Origin of the sequence: Methylophilus sp. 5 (genome assembly GCF_000515275.1) — a bacterium.
Lineage (GTDB): Bacteria > Pseudomonadota > Gammaproteobacteria > Burkholderiales > Methylophilaceae > Methylophilus.
Window position 1 is genome coordinate 1,512,743 of the sequence record NZ_KI911560.1, and the last position, 17,917, is coordinate 1,530,659.

A 17,917-nucleotide genomic window follows, 5' to 3' on the forward strand; every position below is an offset into this window, starting at 1 on the left:
GCATTTTTGCAAGGTGCGCGATTAGCAACGCCTCAGTACATCACCTGCTTCGTTTAAGGAATCCCAATAATCTTCAGGTATTCCTCTAATGTGAGTGTGAGCTGCTGCAATGAGCTGTTCACTTCATCCAGATGTTGGTTGCCGTTTAAATGCAGTTTTTCGAGTAACTGTTTGTGTTTTTCTACCGCGTCTAAATGGGCTTCGAGTTTGGCGTTTTTGAGTGCTGTGGTCATGGGGTTTCCTCCTTGTAATGATGTTTACTCTAACAGGCTTTGGGCGCAAGCGTTTAGCTTATATCAAGGCCTTTGCTGTTTGAGTGGTTTGTGCCGGGCAAAGTTTTGACTCGCTTGCGTGAGAATTTCCCATTGATTCTGTGTAAGGTCTGCACTAGTCTTGCCTGGCAATATAAACACTAGAAAGGCGGTTTGCCATGTGGGGAAAATACGGGTTGTTTGGTTTATTCTTGCTGCTGACTAGCGTGAGCGCGATTGCCGCCGATGCGACTAGTGATGGCCGGGTGTTTCAGTATTTGAGTGCCAGTGATATTGAGCGCCTGAGTGCCGCAGACAAGCTGGCATATGAGGACTGGGCACGTGCGCAAGCGTCAGCGCCGTCGTCGACTTATCAATCCTCTGACGGGCCAAATACTATGGACCTTTCATCAGACTTTTCGATGTAGCGCTACTTATGCACGTGCTGGGCCTCGTGATTCAATCGTGCGTTTGCCAGAAAACGCTTACAAACACATCAGCATAAGTCGTCTTTTTCCTGCGCGGTGGGTGATATATATTTTCTATCATTGTCTGCCCCTAATTAATAAGCCCCTAATCTGTAAGTGGCTTAACGTTTACTTATTGCAGGAGGTCGTATTGATGTCGTCTGCCAGTTCGCAATTATCCCCTGATCCAATCATTGATTCACTCCCCGGCATGGGGGCCATTCCACATGCGGATGGCGTGGCGTTTAGGGTATGGGCGCCCAATGCCGATCAAGTGTCGGTGATTGGGTCATTTAATGACTGGCAGCCCGGCCGTGATGCTTGCGCCAATGAGGGCAATGGTTACTGGTATGCAGACCTTGCGCATGCCAAGCCGGGGGACGAATATAAATATCATCTGGTGAATGGCGAGCAGCAATTTGAGCGCATAGACTCTTATGCCAGGGTGGTGACTAACTCTGCAGGCAATGCGGTGGTGCCCGCGCTGGACTTTTTTGCCGCGCCAGAAACCAGTTTTGAGATGCCTGCCTGGAACACATTGGTGATTTATGAGTTGCACATTGGCACCTTTAACGCCAAAGATGGCCACGTGGGCACCTTTGACACGGCGATTGAGCGGCTGCCGTACCTGAAGGCGCTCGGGATTAATGCGGTGGAGGTGATGCCGATTGCAGAGTTTGCCGGGGATTACTCCTGGGGCTATAACCCGGCGCATCCGTTTGCGGTGGAAACTGCTTACGGCGGGGCCGAGGCCTTTAAACGGTTTGTTGCCGCGGCGCATGAGCAGGGCATCGCGGTGATTGTGGATGTGGTGTACAACCATTTTGGGCCGTCTGACATTAGCTTGTGGCAGTTTGATGGCTGGCAGGAAAACGACAAAGGCGGTATTTATTTTTATAACGACTGGCGCTCGACCACGCCGTGGGGTGATACGCGGCCGGATTATGGTCGCGGTGAGGTGCGGCAGTATATTTTTGACAACGCCATGATGTGGCTGCACGATTATCACGCCGATGGCCTGCGTTATGACATGACTTTGTATATACGCAGTGTAGAGGCGAGTGCACAGGCGATGATTGTTGAGGGTTGGAGTTTGCTGCAATGGATTAACAGTGAAGTGGCGGCGCGCTTTCCAGGCAAAATCACCATTGCCGAAGACTTGCAAAGTAGCGCCGAGCTTACCCTCAAGCATGAAGATGGCGGCGCACACTTTAGCAGCCAATGGGACGCAGGATTCGTGCATCCGATTCGCGCGGCATTAATTGAAGTAGACGACGCGCATCGCTCTATGGCGGCGGTGCGTGATGCCTTGCTTAAGCAATACAATGACGATGCGTTTCAGCGCGTGGTGTATACCGAATCGCACGATGAAGTGGCCAACGGCAAACAGCGGCTGGTGTCAGAAATTGACCCCAGCGAACAGCCCGGGCGTTATGCAATTAAACGCTCTAGCTTAGGGGCCGCGCTGGTGATGACTGCGCCTGGCATCCCCATGTTATTTCAGGGGCAGGAATTTTTGCGTGACCAATGGTTTCGTGACGACCGCCCGATTGACTGGCAGCGCGCGGAGCAATATGTCAGCATCACCACGCTTTACCGCGACTTGATTAACCTGCGCTTAAACCGTGGCGGTGAGTCAGCAGGCCTGAGCGGGCAACACACGGCTGTGTATCATGTGAACGACAATGACAAAGTGCTTGCCATGCACCGCTGGCAAGCAGGCGGCACCGGTGATGACGTGATTGTGGTGTTTAATTTTGCCGAGGGCTGCCAGCAAAACTATGTGATTGGCTTGCCACACACAGGCGCGTGGATACTGCGTTTTAATAGCGATGCCACTTTGTATAACGAGCAACTGGATGAAACTGAATCGACTGACATGACAGCCAATGCCGAGGCGCGCGATGGCTATGATTTTTCAGCGCAGGTGACCATTGGCGCCTATAGCTGCCTGATTTACTCGCAGCGAAAATAACACTATTGATCGTTAATTCACCGGCCAAGCCTTGTGTCAGGCAAGGTGTGCCGCGTTTTATTAAACATAAAATTAAAACGATCGGTGGCTTGTTTCAATCTGGTCTGCTGTCTAAAATGGCGGCATGTCTGCAGCCCTGATTCAACAATTTCTCCCTGGTTATCCGGCCCAATTGCGGGCGCAAATTACGCAGTTGCACGCGCAGGGGCAATTGGGCACTTATATTCAAACGCGCTATCCACAGCCGAGTGATATACAAAGCGATAAGGCCTTGTATGATTTTTGCATTGCGCTTAAACAGCGCTATTTAAAAAATGCGCCCCTACTCGATAAAGTGCATTTTGATAACAAGCTGACGATTGAAAAGCAGACTTTGGGCTTAAACACGGCGATTTCGCGCGTGCAGGGCGGTAAGCTCAAAGCCAAGAAAGAAATCCGCATTTCAGCTTTTTTTAAAACGGCGCCGCTGGCATTTTTGCAGATGATTGTGGTGCATGAGCTGGCGCACTTAAAGGAGCGCGATCACGGCAAAGCGTTTTATCAGCTGTGTTTGCATATGGAGCCCAACTATATGCAGTATGAGTTTGATTGCCGCGTGTATTTATTGTGGCTGAGGCTGGATAGGGCCGAGGTGGCGACAGTACTGCCGCCATCAGCGTAAGACATAATAAAAAAGCCCGAACAAGCGGGCTTTTTTATTATGCAGTGGTGAGTGTGCCGTGTTGTGAAGCAAACCATGATTGAAAGGTTTGTGCGCCTAACCTGGCGTGTTGCTTGGGATTGAGCGATTGGTCATTCAGCTGTAACCCGAAATACAGGGCTTGGCTATCTGCAACCAGGGTGCGGGTATCCCCTTTTTGTGCCAGGTAGTCAGCAATAAGTGCCGCCATGCTGACTTTTTCAGGGCCTGCGAGATCAATGATGCCGTTGACCGGCGCAGCGAGAGCAATGTCGACCATGGCAGCCGCAACATCCTGTGCGGCAATCGGTTGAAATAAGGCCGTTGGTAAGTGAACAGTATTGCCCACCGTGCTGCCACCTGCAATGGCATCCATAAACTCAAAAAACTGGGTTGCGCGGACGATGGTGTACGGGGTTTTTGCTTGTGAGGCATGCTGCTCCTGCACCAGCTTGGCGCGAAAATAACCACTGTCTTGCAAAGAGTCTGTGCCCACCACCGATAACATGACATAGTGTTTTACGCCCGCCAACGCTGTGGCTGTTGCCAGGTTGCGCCCGGCATGGTCAAAAAACTGCATGACTGCGGTGTCTTCAAAAGAGGGCGCATTTGAGACATCAATCACGACTTCTGCGCCGGTGAGTGCCTGCGTCAAGCCTTGCCCTGTGACAATATTCACCCCTGTGCTGGCCGAGGCGCTCAGCACCTGGTGGCCTTTTGTCTGCAGTAAGTTGACGGTTTTTTTACCGATGAGGCCGGTGCCGCCAATGACAACAATCTTCATGATTTATCCTTTCAGTTAATGGGTGGCAGTCAGGGCTTACTGCGGGTGGCCAAGCTGGGTAGCCCAGGTGCTGGCCACGCTATTGAGGTCGGCATAAGCGCGGTTAAGTGCGGCTTCTCTAGCCGATTGATCTGAGAACTGTAGCGGTTGTGCATCTACAAACCATGGGGCTTCTACGCCCATAAACGCAAAAGGCGCTTTTAATGCTGGCGTTAGTGCGTCCATGTGTGACCACGGGCTGAGGCCTGGCCTAAGGTCCGCGCCCCGGCTGGTGATAAAAATGACTTTTTGGCGGGTCAGCGTGCCTGAGGTGCTGCCATCTGCGTTAAAGGTATACGTAAGGTTGGTGCGCACCAGGTTGTCAATAAAGGCTTTAAAGCTGGAGGGCATGGAGAAGTTGTACATAGGCATAGCGAATACCAGCAGGTCAGACATCATGACGCGTGCGCAGAGCTGGTCGGAATAGGCCAGTGTTTCTTTCATTGCAACCGTGCGCTGGTCTGCGGGCGTGTAAGTGGCCTTGGCAAAATCGCCGCTGATGTGCGGTGGCGTGTTTTCAGACAGGTCCAGGTAATCTACTTCCAGGCCCGTGAGTTGCTGTTTCAATTGCTCGACAAAATAGGCAGACAGCATTTGGAGTTTGATAACGTGGCTTTTGGGCTGGCATCCACATGCATCAGTCTCATCGCTTGATCCTTTGGCTGAGTTAAGATGCTGGCATGTTAGGCGCGATGGCCCAAGGCTGACAGAGCCAAAAATGGTCTATCACACTGGGCCATGATGGCCTGGGGAGAGAGGCTGATGGTTAAAAGCAGGCGCGCAGCTGCGTGGCCGCCCGCTGGGCTGTGGCTGCGGTGGGAATATTGGTAAAGCCGATGATCAGGCCGTTATGGCCAGCAGACTGCGCCCAGCGGGACAGGGCATGAATGCCGTAACCATGAAGGTTGAAGGCATCTGCAATCACATGGTCCGTGTGTGGACTGACGATATTGGCGACAAAGTGCATGCCGTTTTTATGGGCATTAATTTCAAGCTGTGCGCCCAGGTGGTCATGTAATACCTGGCGAGTGATTTCGCGACGCTCGGCATAAAGCGTACGCATTTTCTTTAGGTGCCGCGAAAAATGCCCTTCGGCAATAAAGTCGTTGACGACCAGTTGCGGGCCTATGGCTCCGGTGGGAGGAAACAGTTGCGCTTTTTGCTGACATAACGCCAACAGTGGCTGCGGTAGTACCAGGTAGCCCAGCCGCAATGCCGGGAACAGCGTTTTGCTGAATGTGCCGGCATAAATGACCCGGTCATACTGGTCCAGGCTTTTGAGCGAAGGCAGAGGATAGCCTGAGTAGCGAAACTCTCCGTCGTAATCATCTTCAATCACCCAGGCACCGGCCTGGCCGGCCCAGTCCAGTAACTGCATTCTGCGTGACCATGACAATGCTATACCCAGCGGGCTTTGATGCGAGGGCGTGACAATCGCTAGTGCGGCATCTGGGGCACGGCGGATGCCTTCTGCCACCATCAGGCCTTCGTGATCAACCGGAATGGCGACACGTTGTGCCCCGGCCGCATCAAGCAGGCGTGTGGCAAACAGGTAGCCTGGGTCCTCCATCCAGACCTTTTGCTGCTGGATGGGCAGGCACTTGAACAAAAAGTCGAGTGCGCCCAGATAGCCATGAGTAATACAAATTTGCTGCGCATCGCAAACCACCCCTCGGGACAGGCGCAGATAGGCAGCAATGGACTGCCGTAGTGGCAGATAGCCAAACGGGTCACGAAAAGCCAGCTCTGCGGCGGATAAACTGCGAGCCCGGCGGGCGGCTAGCCTGGACCATATTTTTTTGGGGAAAGCGTCATACGCCGGGCTACCGGGTAAAAATACATGGGATGGGCCTGCGGGCGTAGCGGGAGTGTGTTGCGTGATAGGGCGTTGTGGCGCCTGCCGTACGGCTGTTGCCTGCATTTGCCGAAATGGCGCATGAATGTAACAACCCGCTTGGCCCCGCGCAATAAAGATGCCCTCCCCCAGCAACATGGCATAGGCATTTTCTACTGTGCCGCGTGCCACATTCAGTGTGCTGGCCAATACGCGGGTGGAAGGTACTCTGTCACCATCGTTTAACAGGCCACTTTCAATTGCCTGCTTAAACCGTGTATAGATTTGTACATGTATGGGTTCGCTCCGGGATTTGTCTACACGCATCCATTGATCACGGCTTGAAACTGTCATGGCATAGTCGGTTTGGCAGATTATGGTTCTTATTATTATGCCTTGATGTGGCTATATTGGCGACGATGTTGATGTTTTATTGTTTATTGCCAGGAGGCCTCATGCTGCATGCAGAAATCATGACCACAGACGCACAAATTGTGCACTGCTATTCTTTAATGCGTTTGCTCAGGCCGTCGCTACTGGACCCGGCAGATTTTTTGAATAAGGTTCGTCAACAGCAGGCGCAAGGGTATCAATTGATGGCTTTGCTAGCTGCCGACACGGTGGTCGCCCTGGCGGGATACCGTTACCAGCAGAATCTGGTGCATGGGCGTTTTGTGTATGTGGATGATCTGGTGACGGATAGCGGTCGCCGCGGCCAGCAATTAGGCAGCCAGTTATTAAGTGCCGTCATGCAAGCGGCAAGACTAGAGGCCTGCGACCACCTGATTCTGGATAGCGGGTTGACGAATGTACTGGCGCACCGGTTTTATTACCGGCAGGGCTTGCTAGCGCAGGCGCTGCATTTTAGCCTGGCCTTGCGTTGATGGTGCTCGTCTGCCTAGCCGAATAAATCATCCAGCGGATTTTTACCGTGAGAGGATGGCTTGCTGGAAACCCGGCTGGCGGTGAATTCTTCTTCGATATTGTCGCGGTAATAGCTCCACGGCGTGCTGGCATTTTTTAAGTTGCGCCACAGGCTTTCACCCACATTGGCGTACTCCAAAGCGCTACCATCTTCCAGCGCTACCCTTAACACGCGCCGTGGCGTGTCATAACCAATCGCACGTAATTTACCGGAGTGGACTTGGATCATCTCCATGGTAAGCCTAACTGCCACAACCTGTTTTACAGCCGCAGGATTTGCCTGCCGGTTTTAGCCCTTTGTTCTGCCAGGCTTGCAAAAATGCGGCTTTGCTCATGGGTTGAATATTGAGTGATTGCTGTAATTCGCTGTCGACCACTTGTGACTGGTAGTGCTGAAAGTGCGACAGGTATTTGGCATAAGCGCGATCGGCGCCACGCAGCTTTTGCCATTGTGTCCAGATCCATTTTTTCAATGTAAACATACAAGCTCCTGCCATTTTTGCCATGATTTGCAGCATATTAAACTAATTTTGCCGCTGGTTTTAGCCCCATGCTCAGTTGGAGTCAGTTTGCCTGGTCGAGTTCATAACGGCTTGCTGCAATGCGTTTGACCGTGGCGGCAACGTCGCTGGCTGCCACCGGTGGTGAAAATAAAAAGCCTTGTGCGCCATAGCAGCCCAGGCCTATGAGTTGTTGCAAGACGGTAATCGCATGCACCCCTTCGGCGATGACCTCGATATTCAGGTTTTTTGCCAGCTCTAAGGTCGAGCGTACGATGGCCAGGCTGCAGGCATCCTGGTGCATTTCGCGGATAAATTGCTGGTCTATTTTAAGGTAGTGCAAAGACAATTGTTGCAGGTAAAGCAACGAGCTGTAACCGGTGCCATAGTCGTCAATGCTGATTTTAACGCCGAGGGCGATCAGCGCAGACAATAGCTTTTTGACGCGCCTGGGGTCGGCGATTGCGCTGGATTCAGTAATTTCAACTTCTATGCAGCTGGCAGGCATGGCGTGTTTTTGCAGCGCGTGCTCCATCTCTTTCACCAGGTCAAAGTTCATCAAATCGCGCGCACTCACATTTACCGCAATCGTCAGCTCAAGCTGCTGTTGGTGCCACTGCTGCCACTGGCGGGTAGATTCATTCAGCACCAGTTTGAACAGGGTGTGAATGAGATCGGTGTTTTCAATGTGCGGCACAAACTCGCCCGGCATAATCAACCCGCGCACCGGATGTTGCCAGCGTACCAGGGCCTCTACCCCGAACACCGTTTGCGTTTGCAAATGCACTTTTGCCTGGTAGTAGACCACAATTTGCCGATGATAAATGGCTTGCCGGAACTCACTGATCACCCAGCTCTTGTCGGTGGTTTTATCGCGCATGGCCTGGTAGCACTCTACTTGCGACTGGCTTTCTTTTGCCCATAAGAGTGCGCGCTCACTTTCGCGTTGCATATTGGCAAAGGTATGTTTGGTGAATGAGTCTGCCGTCGAGATGCCGATGCTGCAGCTGACCTTGGCGGTTAACCCATTGACCACAAATGGTTGCTCAAGCAATTGGTGAATATGCCAGGCTTGTTGTTCTACCATGGCTTTTTCGGGCACATTGAGCATGAGCAAAATAAACTCGTCACCGTCAACACGGGCAAAGTGGTCGCCGTGGATTTTGCTGTCGTGATAGAGCCGTTTGGCCACCGCTTTTAAAATCAGGTCCCCTAAGCCAAAGCCAAAAATATTGTTAAAGGCCTTAAAACCGTCTATGTCCATCAGCAACATGGCGTTCAGGCTATGCGGCAGCGGTTTGCGCGAGGCATAAATGCTCTGTTCAACTACCTGTTCAAGATAGTTGCGGTTAGGCACGCCCGTCAGGTAGTCAGTGCGGTTTTGTTGTTGTAGTTGCTGTTTGACCTCGATGATATTGCCCATGGTGGTTCTGAGTTGATACCAGCCGATGATAAACACAATAAAAAAACCAAGCAAAATACCGATGGTGGCCGGATGCAGCGCCTGAAAGTAGCGCAGCAGCAGTGCCACCGGAAAAAGCAGCGCCAGCGGCAAGAGTAGCGTCAAAATATGGTTGGCATGACGGTCATCTTCGCTGGCGCGTGGTTGGCCGAGTTGGGCTAAATCGGGGTGCAGGGCGACACTGGCAAAACTCACATAGCCCAACAGCCAAAACATGAGGTTGATGTCATGCGGCACCGCCAGACTGTTGCTGGTGCCATGAAAAATGCTTTCACCGATGGCAAAAAACAAGGTGGCCAGGCATAGCTGGATAAAGGCGCGTGAGGCGTAAGCGGCACTGCTGGTCCATAACCACAGCAGCATGCCTAACTCAATAAACGAGAGTGAGGGGTAGAGCATGCGAAAGATTTGTGGCCGGTCTAGCGAAAACCCGTGATGCACAATGGTGGGTAAAAACAGAAACTGCCAACCAATTAACATCAGGCTGGTGGCCAGAATCCAGCCTTGAAAAAAACCATGGCGCGGAAATTGTGGCTGTTGGTGACAAGCCAATTGCCACAGGCCGCTCATCAAGGCCAGGTGCCCGGTGAGCAAGCATAGATCTGCCGGTGATAATTGCATGCCAAAGGCGCCACTGGCATCAGTATTGGCTTCTATCAGCCCGCCCAGGCATTGCGCACTGATGGCGATGGCGAACTTTAACCAGGGTTGAAAAGGTGCTGGGCGCTGTTGCCAAATACCTAGCCAGGTGACCCCGACACTGAGCAGGGCAATTAAAAAGTACCAGCTATCCCTGAGCCCTAGCTTGCTGAGTAATGGCAGGCAGCCAGTCGCCAGCAGGCCCAGAAGCCAACAGGTCTTCCAGTCTAACTTCATGGGTGCAGCCAGCGCAGTAAATACTGAGACATAATGACTCTCGGTGATGGGTGTGCGACACAATAGAAACCCAGGAGCCGTTATTAAACACTGCTTTGATTGCATATGTAAATATATGTTTTGTGGCGGGCGGTGGATGTTGTTTTCAAGCGCTGCATGACGGGTGTGGCCATGACTTAAAGCACGCGCTAAGCCGCGGCTTAAACAGCTTTTACGTGTTTTAATGAAACGCCGGCGGATGTTTTCTATTACACTCGTTTAGTGTCAGCAGGTGACGCCCCGCCGTGGTTTTTCAGTTGTTTTTTGCATGCGAAAGTGTTGTTTGTTGGCTTTGCGCCAATAAGCGCATCCTTAATTTATGCCCAATGAGTTTTATTTCAATCTGATTTTATTTTTTTTAGTGGCGATCATTGCGCTGGAGTTTTTGGCGCAAAAGTTACGCTGGCCGCCAGCCGTGGCGCAATTAATCGGCGGCGCAGCGATTGCCTTTATTCCTGGCTTGCCAGCGTTTGAGATCGACCCTGCGCTGGTGCTGGTAGTGTTTTTGCCGCCCTTGCTGATGGAAGGCGCCTATTTCACGGTGTGGCATGAGTTTAGGCGCCACCTGACCGGCATTTTGTTATTGGCGGTGGGTGCGGTGTTATTTACGACACTGTTGGTGGGCCTGGCCTTGCATGCGTTTAATCCGGGTTTGCCGTGGGCCGCTTGTTTTGCCCTGGGGGCGATTGTGTCGCCACCGGATGCGATTGCAGCCAAGGCAGTACTACAGCGTGTGGCCCTGCCACGAAAATTGCTGGTGTTACTTGAAGGCGAAAGCCTGCTCAACGACGCCACCGGCCTGGTGTTGTACAAGTTTTCAATTGTTGCGTTATTAACCGGCGTGTTCTCGATGGGTGATGCGCTGCAAGCGTTCGCCTGGTTGAGTATCGGTGGCGTGCTGCTGGGCGGCGCGACCGGCTATGTGGTCTTGAAAACCCTGCGTTATTTGCGCGACACGTCGCTTATGATACTGGCGTCAACCTTGCCTGGCTGGATTTGCTATGTGGTGGGCGAGCATCTGGGCGTGTCTGGCGTGATTGCCACCGTGACGTACGGCATGATGCTGGGCTGGCATCAGCATGAACTGATGACTGCGACCGCGCGCCGTCGCGGTAGCGCCTTTTGGGAAATCATGATTTTCATGCTGGAGTCACTGGTGTTTATTTTAATCGGGCTCTCATTGCGCGGCGTGTGGGATCGTATTGCCGAGGGGCAGAAATCTATCACCGATTACAGCATGGAGGTATTGTTGGTGCTGGCGGTGGTCATTGTGTCACGCTTTGTATGGGTGTTTGCAGTGGATGGCCTGGCCAAGCTTGTGAGCAAACGGGCCTCGCCTATACAAAGCAACTGGCGTGAGTCGTTTGTGAAAAGCTGGGCCGGGATGCGCGGTGTGGTCACGCTGGCCGCTGCGCTGGCTGTGCCAGCTGAAGTGCCGGGGCGTGACCTGATGCTGCTGTGTGCGTTTGCCGTGATTCTGGTGACGGTATTGTTTCAGGGCACAACCATCGGCTGGATTATCCGCGTACTCCAATTAAAAGCCACGGCACATGAGCGGGTTTACTTAAATGAGCCGCAAACCTGGGCGCGTATAGAGCAGGCGCAATATGCGGTGGTGAACAAACTGGCTTACAACGAACAAGGCGTGCTGCAGCACCCGCGGTTGCTGGAGCAATATGGCTATCGGCAAAGTTTGTCAGACAAGCATAAAAATGATGCCATGCTGCCAGAGGATGTGCGCAAAGCGCATTTTAATGTCGTGCTGGCCGCTGTGGCCGCCGGGCGCGAAGAGTTGCTTAAGTTACATCGCTCGGGCCAGATTCACGATGAATTGCTGCATGTGATGGAGCGCGATCTGGATATTCAGGAAATTGCAGCTTTACATAGCCGTGGCTAGGTGTGCGCTGTCCACATTTTTTGTGGATAACTTTTTGGATGTGTTGTGGGTGAGTGATTTAACTATATGATTTTATGATTAAAAATGGGGGTGATTAAAATCTGCACGCTCAAATTATTTTCAAAAAATCCTTGCTGAACCCGTTTTTGTGTGTATTGCCAGCCTGCGGTCGCAGGCGTAGCATAGGCTGGTAGTGTCGCAACCAGAGGAGGCCATGATGAAACAACTGTTCTATATTGATTATCCGCAAGAGCATTTTGAAGGACAGGCGCATCGTTATCGTTGTGCACTTTGCAAAGAGGAAACAACCAAAATCAATGGCCGCCTCGAAGGGCATCTGCCCGCGTGTGATTATCGCGTGGCGCTAGAGAAAGCAGGCTTTGAGTGTAACCGTAACTCCCCCACGCCACATGAAGACATGGCGGATGAGGTCGATTAGCCTGCATTTAATCATCAACGCTTAAAACTGAGTCCCGCATGACCACGTTTACACCTTTGTCATCATTAATCGGCGGCTTGCTGATTGGTTTTTCGGCCTTGCTGCTGATCCGCTGGCTGGGCCAGATTGCCGGTATCAGCGGCATTGTTGGCCAGTTATGGTCAGCCGGTACTGGCGACCGTGCCTGGCGCTGGGCTTTTGTGGCGGGCTTAATGTTTGCGCCCTTGCTGTATGCGCTGTTCGCACCTTTACCTGTCATGCAAATGACTGCCAGTGTGCCTTTGCTGATGGTCTCTGGCGTGCTTGTTGGCTTTGGCAGTCGCCTGGGCTCCGGCTGCACCAGTGGTCATGGCGTATGCGGGTTGTCGCGGTTATCGCTGCGCTCACTGGTGGCTACGCTGAGTTTTATGCTGGTGGCGATGCTGGTGGTGTGGCTGGTGGTGTGGCTGGTGCGCCATGTGCTGGTCGCTGGATAGGGGGCGGTCGTATGATTGTATTTATCGCGTTGATAGCTGGGGTGGTGTTTGGTCTGGGGCTGATTGTGGGTGGCATGACTAATCCAGCCAAGGTATTGGCATTTTTAGACATCACTGGCGATTGGGATCCTTCATTGGCATTTGTCATGATGGGCGCGATTGCGATCGGGTTTTTTGCATTTAAGCTGGCCGCCAGGCAATCGCGCAGCTTATTGGGCCTGCCCATGCAGTTGCCAACGACCACGTTGATTGATCGAAAACTGGTGATTGGCGCGCTGTTGTTTGGCGCTGGTTGGGGCTTGGTCGGTTTTTGCCCGGGCCCGGCGGTGACATCACTCTTGGTTGGCGGCAGTAGCGTGTGGCTGTTTGTCGCCAGTATGATCGCAGGCATGGCCTTGCATACGCTGGCCGTGCGCCGCGGTTGGTTTTAATCTTTTTCTTGTCGCCATCGCGCGCACAACTTATGCCTGGTCTTTTGGCCAGTCAATCACTGGCCTGCCTCGTTTCTGTTGATCGTCTTTAAACATGTCTGCTTTAAACACGGCCTGGCATCACGATCTCTCAAGAAACTATTTCTTAGGAGCTGACACATGATTTTTCAACAGTTTTTTGAAGCAGAAAGCCACACCTATAGCTATCTGCTGGCCTGCGAGCAAAGCCGGCAGGCCGTGTTGATTGACCCGGTTGAGAGTGAGGTCGCGCACTATATTGACGCCTTGAATAGCCAGGGGCTAACGCTGGCCTATACGTTAGAAACCCATGTGCATGCCGACCATGTGACAGCGGCAGATGCACTACGTCAGCGTTTGGGTAGCCAAAGCGTGATCCACCGTGATGCGGGTGTGCTGTGTGGTGACTTGCTGGTGACTGATGGCATGCATTTAAAGGTGGGTTCACTGGATATTGAAGTGCGCTACACGCCCGGTCACACCAATGGTTGCGTGAGTTACTGCCTGGGTGACCGTATTTTTACCGGCGATGCCTTGCTCATCAATGGCTGTGGCCGGACTGACTTTCAGCAGGGCGATGCTGGTCAGCTATACGACAGTGTGCATCGTCAAATTTTCAGTCTGCCCGATGCAACCCTGGTTTATCCTGGCCATGATTATCACGGCCATACGGTATCGACCGTGGGTAAAGAAAAACGTGATAATCCGCGGCTGGGTGGCCAAATTTCACGTGCGGCGTTTGTGCAGCTCATGGCTAACCTCAAACTGGCGCCGCCAATACAGATGGCTGTGGCGCTGCCAGCCAACCAGTCGTGCGGCCGGCAGGTGGTAAATCAGTCGTCATGAGTTTTTGGCTATACACAGAGCGTGGTGCTGTCAGCTTCTGTAGCAAGCTAAAACAGGTGAAACATTAAATCTGCAGGCAGATTTTGCCAAAGTGCTGGTTGGTTTCCTGGTATTGAAACGCCTGCACCATTTCTTCTACGGCAAATACTTTATCCACCACCGGCTGCATGCCGTTAGCGTTAATTGCTTTCACCATGGCTTGTTGCTGTTCACGATTGCCTACCAGCACGCCCTGCAAGCGCAATTGCTTGATTAAGGCTGTCACCAGTGGAAAATCACCCGCCAGGCCAGTCAAGATACCAATCACCGATATATGGCCGCCGACACGCGCTGCGAGCATGGATTGCTCTAAGGTGGCCGGGCCGCCGACTTCCACAATATGGTCGACGCCGCGACCGCCAGACATCTCATGCGCTAGGGTGCCCCATTGCGGTGTGCTTTTGTAATTGATGACGTGGTCTGCGCCTAAGGCGCTGAGTTTCTCCAGTTTGGCGTCACTCGAGGAGGTTGCAATCACGGTAGCTCCAGCCAGTTTGGCAAATTGCAGCGCAAAAATAGACACGCCGCCTGTGCCTTGCACCAGCACCGTATCGCCTGCTTTAAGGTGGTCATCTGCCATCAGTGATCGCCAGGCCGTGAGGGCTGCGGTGGTGAGAGTAGAGGAGGCAAGATGACCCCAGCCTTTGGGTGCCAGGGTAAACGACGCCACGCTGGCGGTCACCAGTTCACGTGCGTAACCGTCTATGCCATCGCCAGGCACGGTGGCAAAGCCTTCCACGTGCGGTACGCCAGATTGCCAGGTGGGGAAAAAGGTGCTGACGACGGCATCGCCGACTTTAAATTCGCTGACGCCTGCGCCGACAGCAACCACTTCACCAGCACCGTCTGCCATGGGGATTCGTGGCTCGGTTGGTCCCCACATGCCGCTCACCACGGCAAAGTCATGGTAGTTGAGTGAGTTGGCATGCAGCCTGACCGTGATTTCACCAGCTTTGGGCGCGGCCGCTTCACGGCTGCCTATGGTCACGTTTTGATACCCGCCACCGGGTTGCACAATGATGGCTTTACTCATTTAACTCTCCTTAAAACAGATTGTTCACAATCATATTGTGTATGCGATATTTGGATTGTGCCGTGTTGTCGGCGGGCTGTAAATTATCTGAGTCTATCGTTATATACAGATAGATATAGCGAGGCTGTGTACACAATTTAACAGTGTTAAATTTCATATTTGCTATGCCATAAACGCACATACATACAAGTGTGTATGTTAGTATAATTTCACGATAGCCAACTTTAGATTGGTTCTGCCAACAGGCATAACAGATTTACTCAAGGAACCCGCCCAATGAAACTAACAATCAACGGCAAAGAAGCCGAGCTCAATGTCAGTGACGACATGCCTATTCTTTGGGCGATCCGCGATGTGGCTGGCATGACTGGCACCAAGTTTGGCTGTGGCATGGCGCAATGTGGCGCCTGTACCGTGCATCTGGATGGCCAGGCCATTCGCTCCTGTGTCACGCCGGTGAGTGCGGCGGTTGGCAAAAACATCACGACGATTGAAGCCATGCACGAAGACAAAGTCGGCCAGGCCGTGCAGGCTGCCTGGCAGCAAATTGATGTGGTGCAATGCGGGTACTGTCAGTCGGGCCAGATTATGTCGGCTACCTCGTTGCTCAAACAAAATCCTAAACCCAGTGATGCCGATATTGATGCCGCCATGAGCGGCAATATCTGTCGTTGTGGCACGTATCAACGTATCCGCACAGCGATTCACGAAGCTGCTGCCAAGCTGGCTTAAGGAGAGACGCAATGAACGATATGATTAATCTCTCGCGCCGTAGTTTTATTAAAAGTACTGCGTTGGTGGCAGGTGGCTTGGTGGTGGCTTTTAGTATTCCGCAGGCCAAGCGTTTTATGAGTGTAGCCAATGCGGCAGAAGCCATGCCATTACCGGCACCCAATGCATTTTTGCGCATAGGCGCGGATGACAGCATTACCGTGATGCTGGCGCATAGCGAAATGGGGCAGGGCGTATGGACGACTTTGCCGATGCTGATTGCCGATGAACTGGATGCAGACTGGAGCAAAGTGAAGGTCGAGCACGCGCCTGCTGCACCTGCTTATATTCACACTGCGTATGGCATTCAGATTACAGGTGGTTCTTCTACTACCTGGTCAGAATTTGACCGTTACCGTCAGGCCGGCGCGCTGACGCGTACTCTGTTAATACAGGCCGCCGCCAAGCAGTGGAATGTGCCGGTCGATGGTTTGCGCACTGAAAACGGGGCGGTGATTAACGGCACACAAAAGTTGCGTTACGGCCAATTGGTAGAAACGGCCAGTCAGCTAGCCACGCCAACCAGCGTCACTTTGAAAAAACCCGAACAATGGAAGCTGATTGGCAAAGCGACCAAACGCCTGGACAGTGCAGAAAAAATCAACGGCACTGCCAAGTTTGGCCAGGACGTGCAATTTGAGGGCCTGAAGGTGGCCATGGTGGCGCGTGCGCCAGTGTTTGGCACCAAGTTGAAAAGCGTAGACGACAGCGCTGCACGCCAAGTGCCGGGTGTGATTAAAGTGGTGACTGTGCCGACTGGCGTCGCGGTGATTGCCGAGCATTACTGGGCGGCCAAGCAGGGGCGTGAAGCACTCAAATTGGAATGGGACCTGGCTGGGCACGACAAGCCGGATTCTGTTGCCTTATTAAAACAATATCAGGCACTGGCACAACAGCCTGGTTTATCTGCCGCCAAGGCGGGCGATGTTGCCGCTGCCAGTAAGCAGGCCAAACAGACCGTGACGGCAGAATATATATTGCCTTATTTGTCGCACGCGCCGATGGAGCCGCTCAATTGCGCGGTGAAAATCTCTGAGCAGGGTTGCGACATATGGACCGGGACGCAAATGCAAACCACCGACCAGGCCGCGGCGGCTAAGATCCTGGGGCTCAAACCTGAGCAAGTGAGTATTCATACCCAGTTTCTTGGCGGTGGCTTTGGCCGTCGCGCCAACCCACGGGCTGACTTTGTGTCTGAGGCGGTAGAGGTGGCTAAAGCCGCCGGTTTGCCGGTGAAAACGGTGTGGAGCCGTGAAGATGATATTAAAGGTGGCTTTTACAGACCGATGTTTGTGCACCGCGCCACCGTTGCGCTGGATAAACAAGGCAAGCCACAGGCTTGGCAACATACGTTGGTCGGGCAGTCGATTATCAAAGGCACACCCTTTGAAGGCTTTATGATTAAAGAAGGCATTGATGCCACCTCGGTGGAAGGGGTGGCCGATTCGCCTTATGTGAAAGGCACGGCGAATCATCAGGTGCAATTGCATTCAGTACAAAGTGATGTGCCGGTATTGTGGTGGCGCTCGGTTGGGCATAGCCATTCAGGCTTTGTCATGGAAAGCCTGGTAGACGAGCTGGCGCATGCAGACAAGCAAGACCCGCTGGCCTATCGACGTCAATTACTCAAAGACCATCCGCGCCATTTGGCAGCACTCAACCTGGCCGCCGATAAAGCAGGTTGGGGCAAACCATTGCCTAAAGGCGTGTTCCGCGGCATTGCTGTGCACGAGTCATTTGGTAGCTATGTGGCACAAGTGGCTGAAGTCTCGGTCAAAGAGGGCGAGGTCAAGGTGCACCGCGTGGTGGTGGCGATTGATTGCGGCCTGGCGGTGAACCCGGATGGCGTTAAAGCGCAAATGGAGTCTTCAGTTGCGTATGCCTTGGGCGCGGCGCTCAGCAGCGAAATCAGCTTTAAAGAGGGCCAGGTAGTGCAGTCCAACTTTCATGATTACCAGGTGCTGCGCATGAAAGACATGCCCAAGGTAGACGTGCATATTGTGGCGAGCACCGAAAAAATGGGCGGTGTGGGCGAGCCTGGCGTGCCGCCGTTGGCACCAGCTGTGGCAAATGCCGTGTTTGCGGCCACCGGTAAACGTATTCGTCGTTTGCCGATTGGCGATCAACTGGCTTGAGT

General features: G+C 52.9%; 19 protein-coding genes. 11 read left to right on the forward strand and 8 right to left on the reverse strand.

Annotated features, from left to right (window positions below; all coding sequences use genetic code 11):
* Positions 1 to 53: 53 nt before the first annotated feature.
* A complete protein-coding gene (locus METH5_RS0107095) occupies positions 54 to 233 on the reverse strand; it encodes a hypothetical protein (protein WP_029147848.1) in 180 nt (59 codons plus the stop codon).
* Positions 234 to 430: 197 nt separating this feature from the next.
* On the opposite strand from METH5_RS0107095, the gene METH5_RS0107100 reads away from it, so the two are divergent.
* The 3 genes from METH5_RS0107100 (at position 431) to METH5_RS0107110 (ending at position 3,354) form a co-directional block, all read left to right on the forward strand.
* Positions 431 to 679 (forward strand): hypothetical protein, encoded by a 249-nt coding sequence (locus tag METH5_RS0107100; protein WP_029147849.1) that lies wholly within the window; start codon positions 431 to 433, stop codon positions 677 to 679.
* A 193-nt stretch (positions 680 to 872) separates the two neighbouring features.
* Positions 873 to 2,693, forward strand: coding sequence for an alpha-amylase family glycosyl hydrolase (locus METH5_RS0107105; RefSeq protein WP_029147850.1), 1,821 nt, complete (start codon positions 873 to 875; stop codon positions 2,691 to 2,693).
* Between the two features lie 124 nt (positions 2,694 to 2,817).
* Entirely contained in the window at positions 2,818 to 3,354 is a 537-nt protein-coding gene (locus METH5_RS0107110) for a M48 family metallopeptidase (RefSeq protein ID WP_029147851.1), read from the forward strand.
* 37 nt (positions 3,355 to 3,391) lie between these two features.
* Here METH5_RS0107110 and METH5_RS0107115 read toward each other — a convergent pair whose 3' ends face one another.
* From METH5_RS0107115 to METH5_RS0107125, 3 genes are all read right to left on the reverse strand, one after another.
* Positions 3,392 to 4,156: an SDR family oxidoreductase gene (locus METH5_RS0107115; protein ID WP_029147852.1), complete on the reverse strand. Its 765-nt coding sequence runs from the start codon at positions 4,154 to 4,156 to the stop codon at positions 3,392 to 3,394.
* Positions 4,157 to 4,192: 36 nt separating this feature from the next.
* Positions 4,193 to 4,789 (reverse strand): FMN-dependent NADH-azoreductase, encoded by a 597-nt coding sequence (locus tag METH5_RS14850; RefSeq protein ID WP_232410976.1) that lies wholly within the window; start codon positions 4,787 to 4,789, stop codon positions 4,193 to 4,195.
* Between the two features lie 172 nt (positions 4,790 to 4,961).
* Entirely contained in the window at positions 4,962 to 6,383 is a 1,422-nt protein-coding gene (locus METH5_RS0107125) for a PLP-dependent aminotransferase family protein (RefSeq protein ID WP_029147853.1), read from the reverse strand.
* A gap of 101 nt (positions 6,384 to 6,484) precedes the next feature.
* On the opposite strand from METH5_RS0107125, the gene METH5_RS0107130 reads away from it, so the two are divergent.
* Positions 6,485 to 6,913, forward strand: coding sequence for a GNAT family N-acetyltransferase (locus METH5_RS0107130; protein ID WP_036307694.1), 429 nt, complete (start codon positions 6,485 to 6,487; stop codon positions 6,911 to 6,913).
* A 14-nt stretch (positions 6,914 to 6,927) separates the two neighbouring features.
* On the opposite strand, the gene METH5_RS0107135 is transcribed toward METH5_RS0107130, so the two are convergent.
* The 3 genes from METH5_RS0107135 to METH5_RS0107145 all read right to left on the reverse strand — a co-directional run bounded on the left by METH5_RS0107135 (position 6,928) and on the right by METH5_RS0107145 (position 9,791).
* On the reverse strand, positions 6,928 to 7,188 hold the full coding sequence (locus METH5_RS0107135) for a KTSC domain-containing protein (RefSeq protein ID WP_029147855.1): 261 nt from the start codon (positions 7,186 to 7,188) through the stop codon (positions 6,928 to 6,930).
* Between the two features lie 7 nt (positions 7,189 to 7,195).
* Positions 7,196 to 7,435: a hypothetical protein gene (locus METH5_RS0107140; RefSeq protein ID WP_029147856.1), complete on the reverse strand. Its 240-nt coding sequence runs from the start codon at positions 7,433 to 7,435 to the stop codon at positions 7,196 to 7,198.
* 82 nt (positions 7,436 to 7,517) lie between these two features.
* Positions 7,518 to 9,791, reverse strand: coding sequence for a bifunctional diguanylate cyclase/phosphodiesterase (locus METH5_RS0107145; RefSeq protein WP_051412897.1), 2,274 nt, complete (start codon positions 9,789 to 9,791; stop codon positions 7,518 to 7,520).
* A 358-nt stretch (positions 9,792 to 10,149) separates the two neighbouring features.
* Here METH5_RS0107145 and METH5_RS0107150 point away from each other — a divergent pair, with 358 nt between their 5' ends.
* The 5 genes from METH5_RS0107150 to METH5_RS0107170 all read left to right on the forward strand — a co-directional run bounded on the left by METH5_RS0107150 (position 10,150) and on the right by METH5_RS0107170 (position 13,937).
* Positions 10,150 to 11,727 (forward strand): Na+/H+ antiporter, encoded by a 1,578-nt coding sequence (locus tag METH5_RS0107150; RefSeq protein WP_029147858.1) that lies wholly within the window; start codon positions 10,150 to 10,152, stop codon positions 11,725 to 11,727.
* A gap of 214 nt (positions 11,728 to 11,941) precedes the next feature.
* Positions 11,942 to 12,166 (forward strand): hypothetical protein, encoded by a 225-nt coding sequence (locus METH5_RS0107155; protein ID WP_232410977.1) that lies wholly within the window; start codon positions 11,942 to 11,944, stop codon positions 12,164 to 12,166.
* Positions 12,167 to 12,204: 38 nt separating this feature from the next.
* Entirely contained in the window at positions 12,205 to 12,642 is a 438-nt protein-coding gene (locus tag METH5_RS0107160) for a YeeE/YedE family protein (RefSeq protein WP_198290688.1), read from the forward strand.
* Positions 12,643 to 12,653: 11 nt separating this feature from the next.
* Positions 12,654 to 13,073 carry a DUF6691 family protein gene (locus tag METH5_RS0107165; protein WP_029147861.1) on the forward strand — a complete coding sequence of 140 codons (420 nt, stop codon included), beginning with the start codon at positions 12,654 to 12,656 and terminating at the stop codon, positions 13,071 to 13,073.
* Positions 13,074 to 13,232: 159 nt separating this feature from the next.
* Positions 13,233 to 13,937 (forward strand): MBL fold metallo-hydrolase, encoded by a 705-nt coding sequence (locus tag METH5_RS0107170; protein ID WP_029147862.1) that lies wholly within the window; start codon positions 13,233 to 13,235, stop codon positions 13,935 to 13,937.
* A 64-nt stretch (positions 13,938 to 14,001) separates the two neighbouring features.
* Here METH5_RS0107170 and METH5_RS0107175 read toward each other — a convergent pair whose 3' ends face one another.
* Positions 14,002 to 15,009 (reverse strand): NAD(P)-dependent alcohol dehydrogenase, encoded by a 1,008-nt coding sequence (locus METH5_RS0107175; RefSeq protein WP_029147863.1) that lies wholly within the window; start codon positions 15,007 to 15,009, stop codon positions 14,002 to 14,004.
* Between the two features lie 276 nt (positions 15,010 to 15,285).
* Here METH5_RS0107175 and METH5_RS0107180 point away from each other — a divergent pair, with 276 nt between their 5' ends.
* A complete protein-coding gene (locus tag METH5_RS0107180) occupies positions 15,286 to 15,741 on the forward strand; it encodes a (2Fe-2S)-binding protein (protein WP_029147864.1) in 456 nt (151 codons plus the stop codon).
* An 11-nt stretch (positions 15,742 to 15,752) separates the two neighbouring features.
* Positions 15,753 to 17,915, forward strand: coding sequence for a xanthine dehydrogenase family protein molybdopterin-binding subunit (locus tag METH5_RS0107185; RefSeq protein ID WP_029147865.1), 2,163 nt, complete (start codon positions 15,753 to 15,755; stop codon positions 17,913 to 17,915).
* The last annotated feature ends 2 nt before the right edge of the window (positions 17,916 to 17,917 follow it).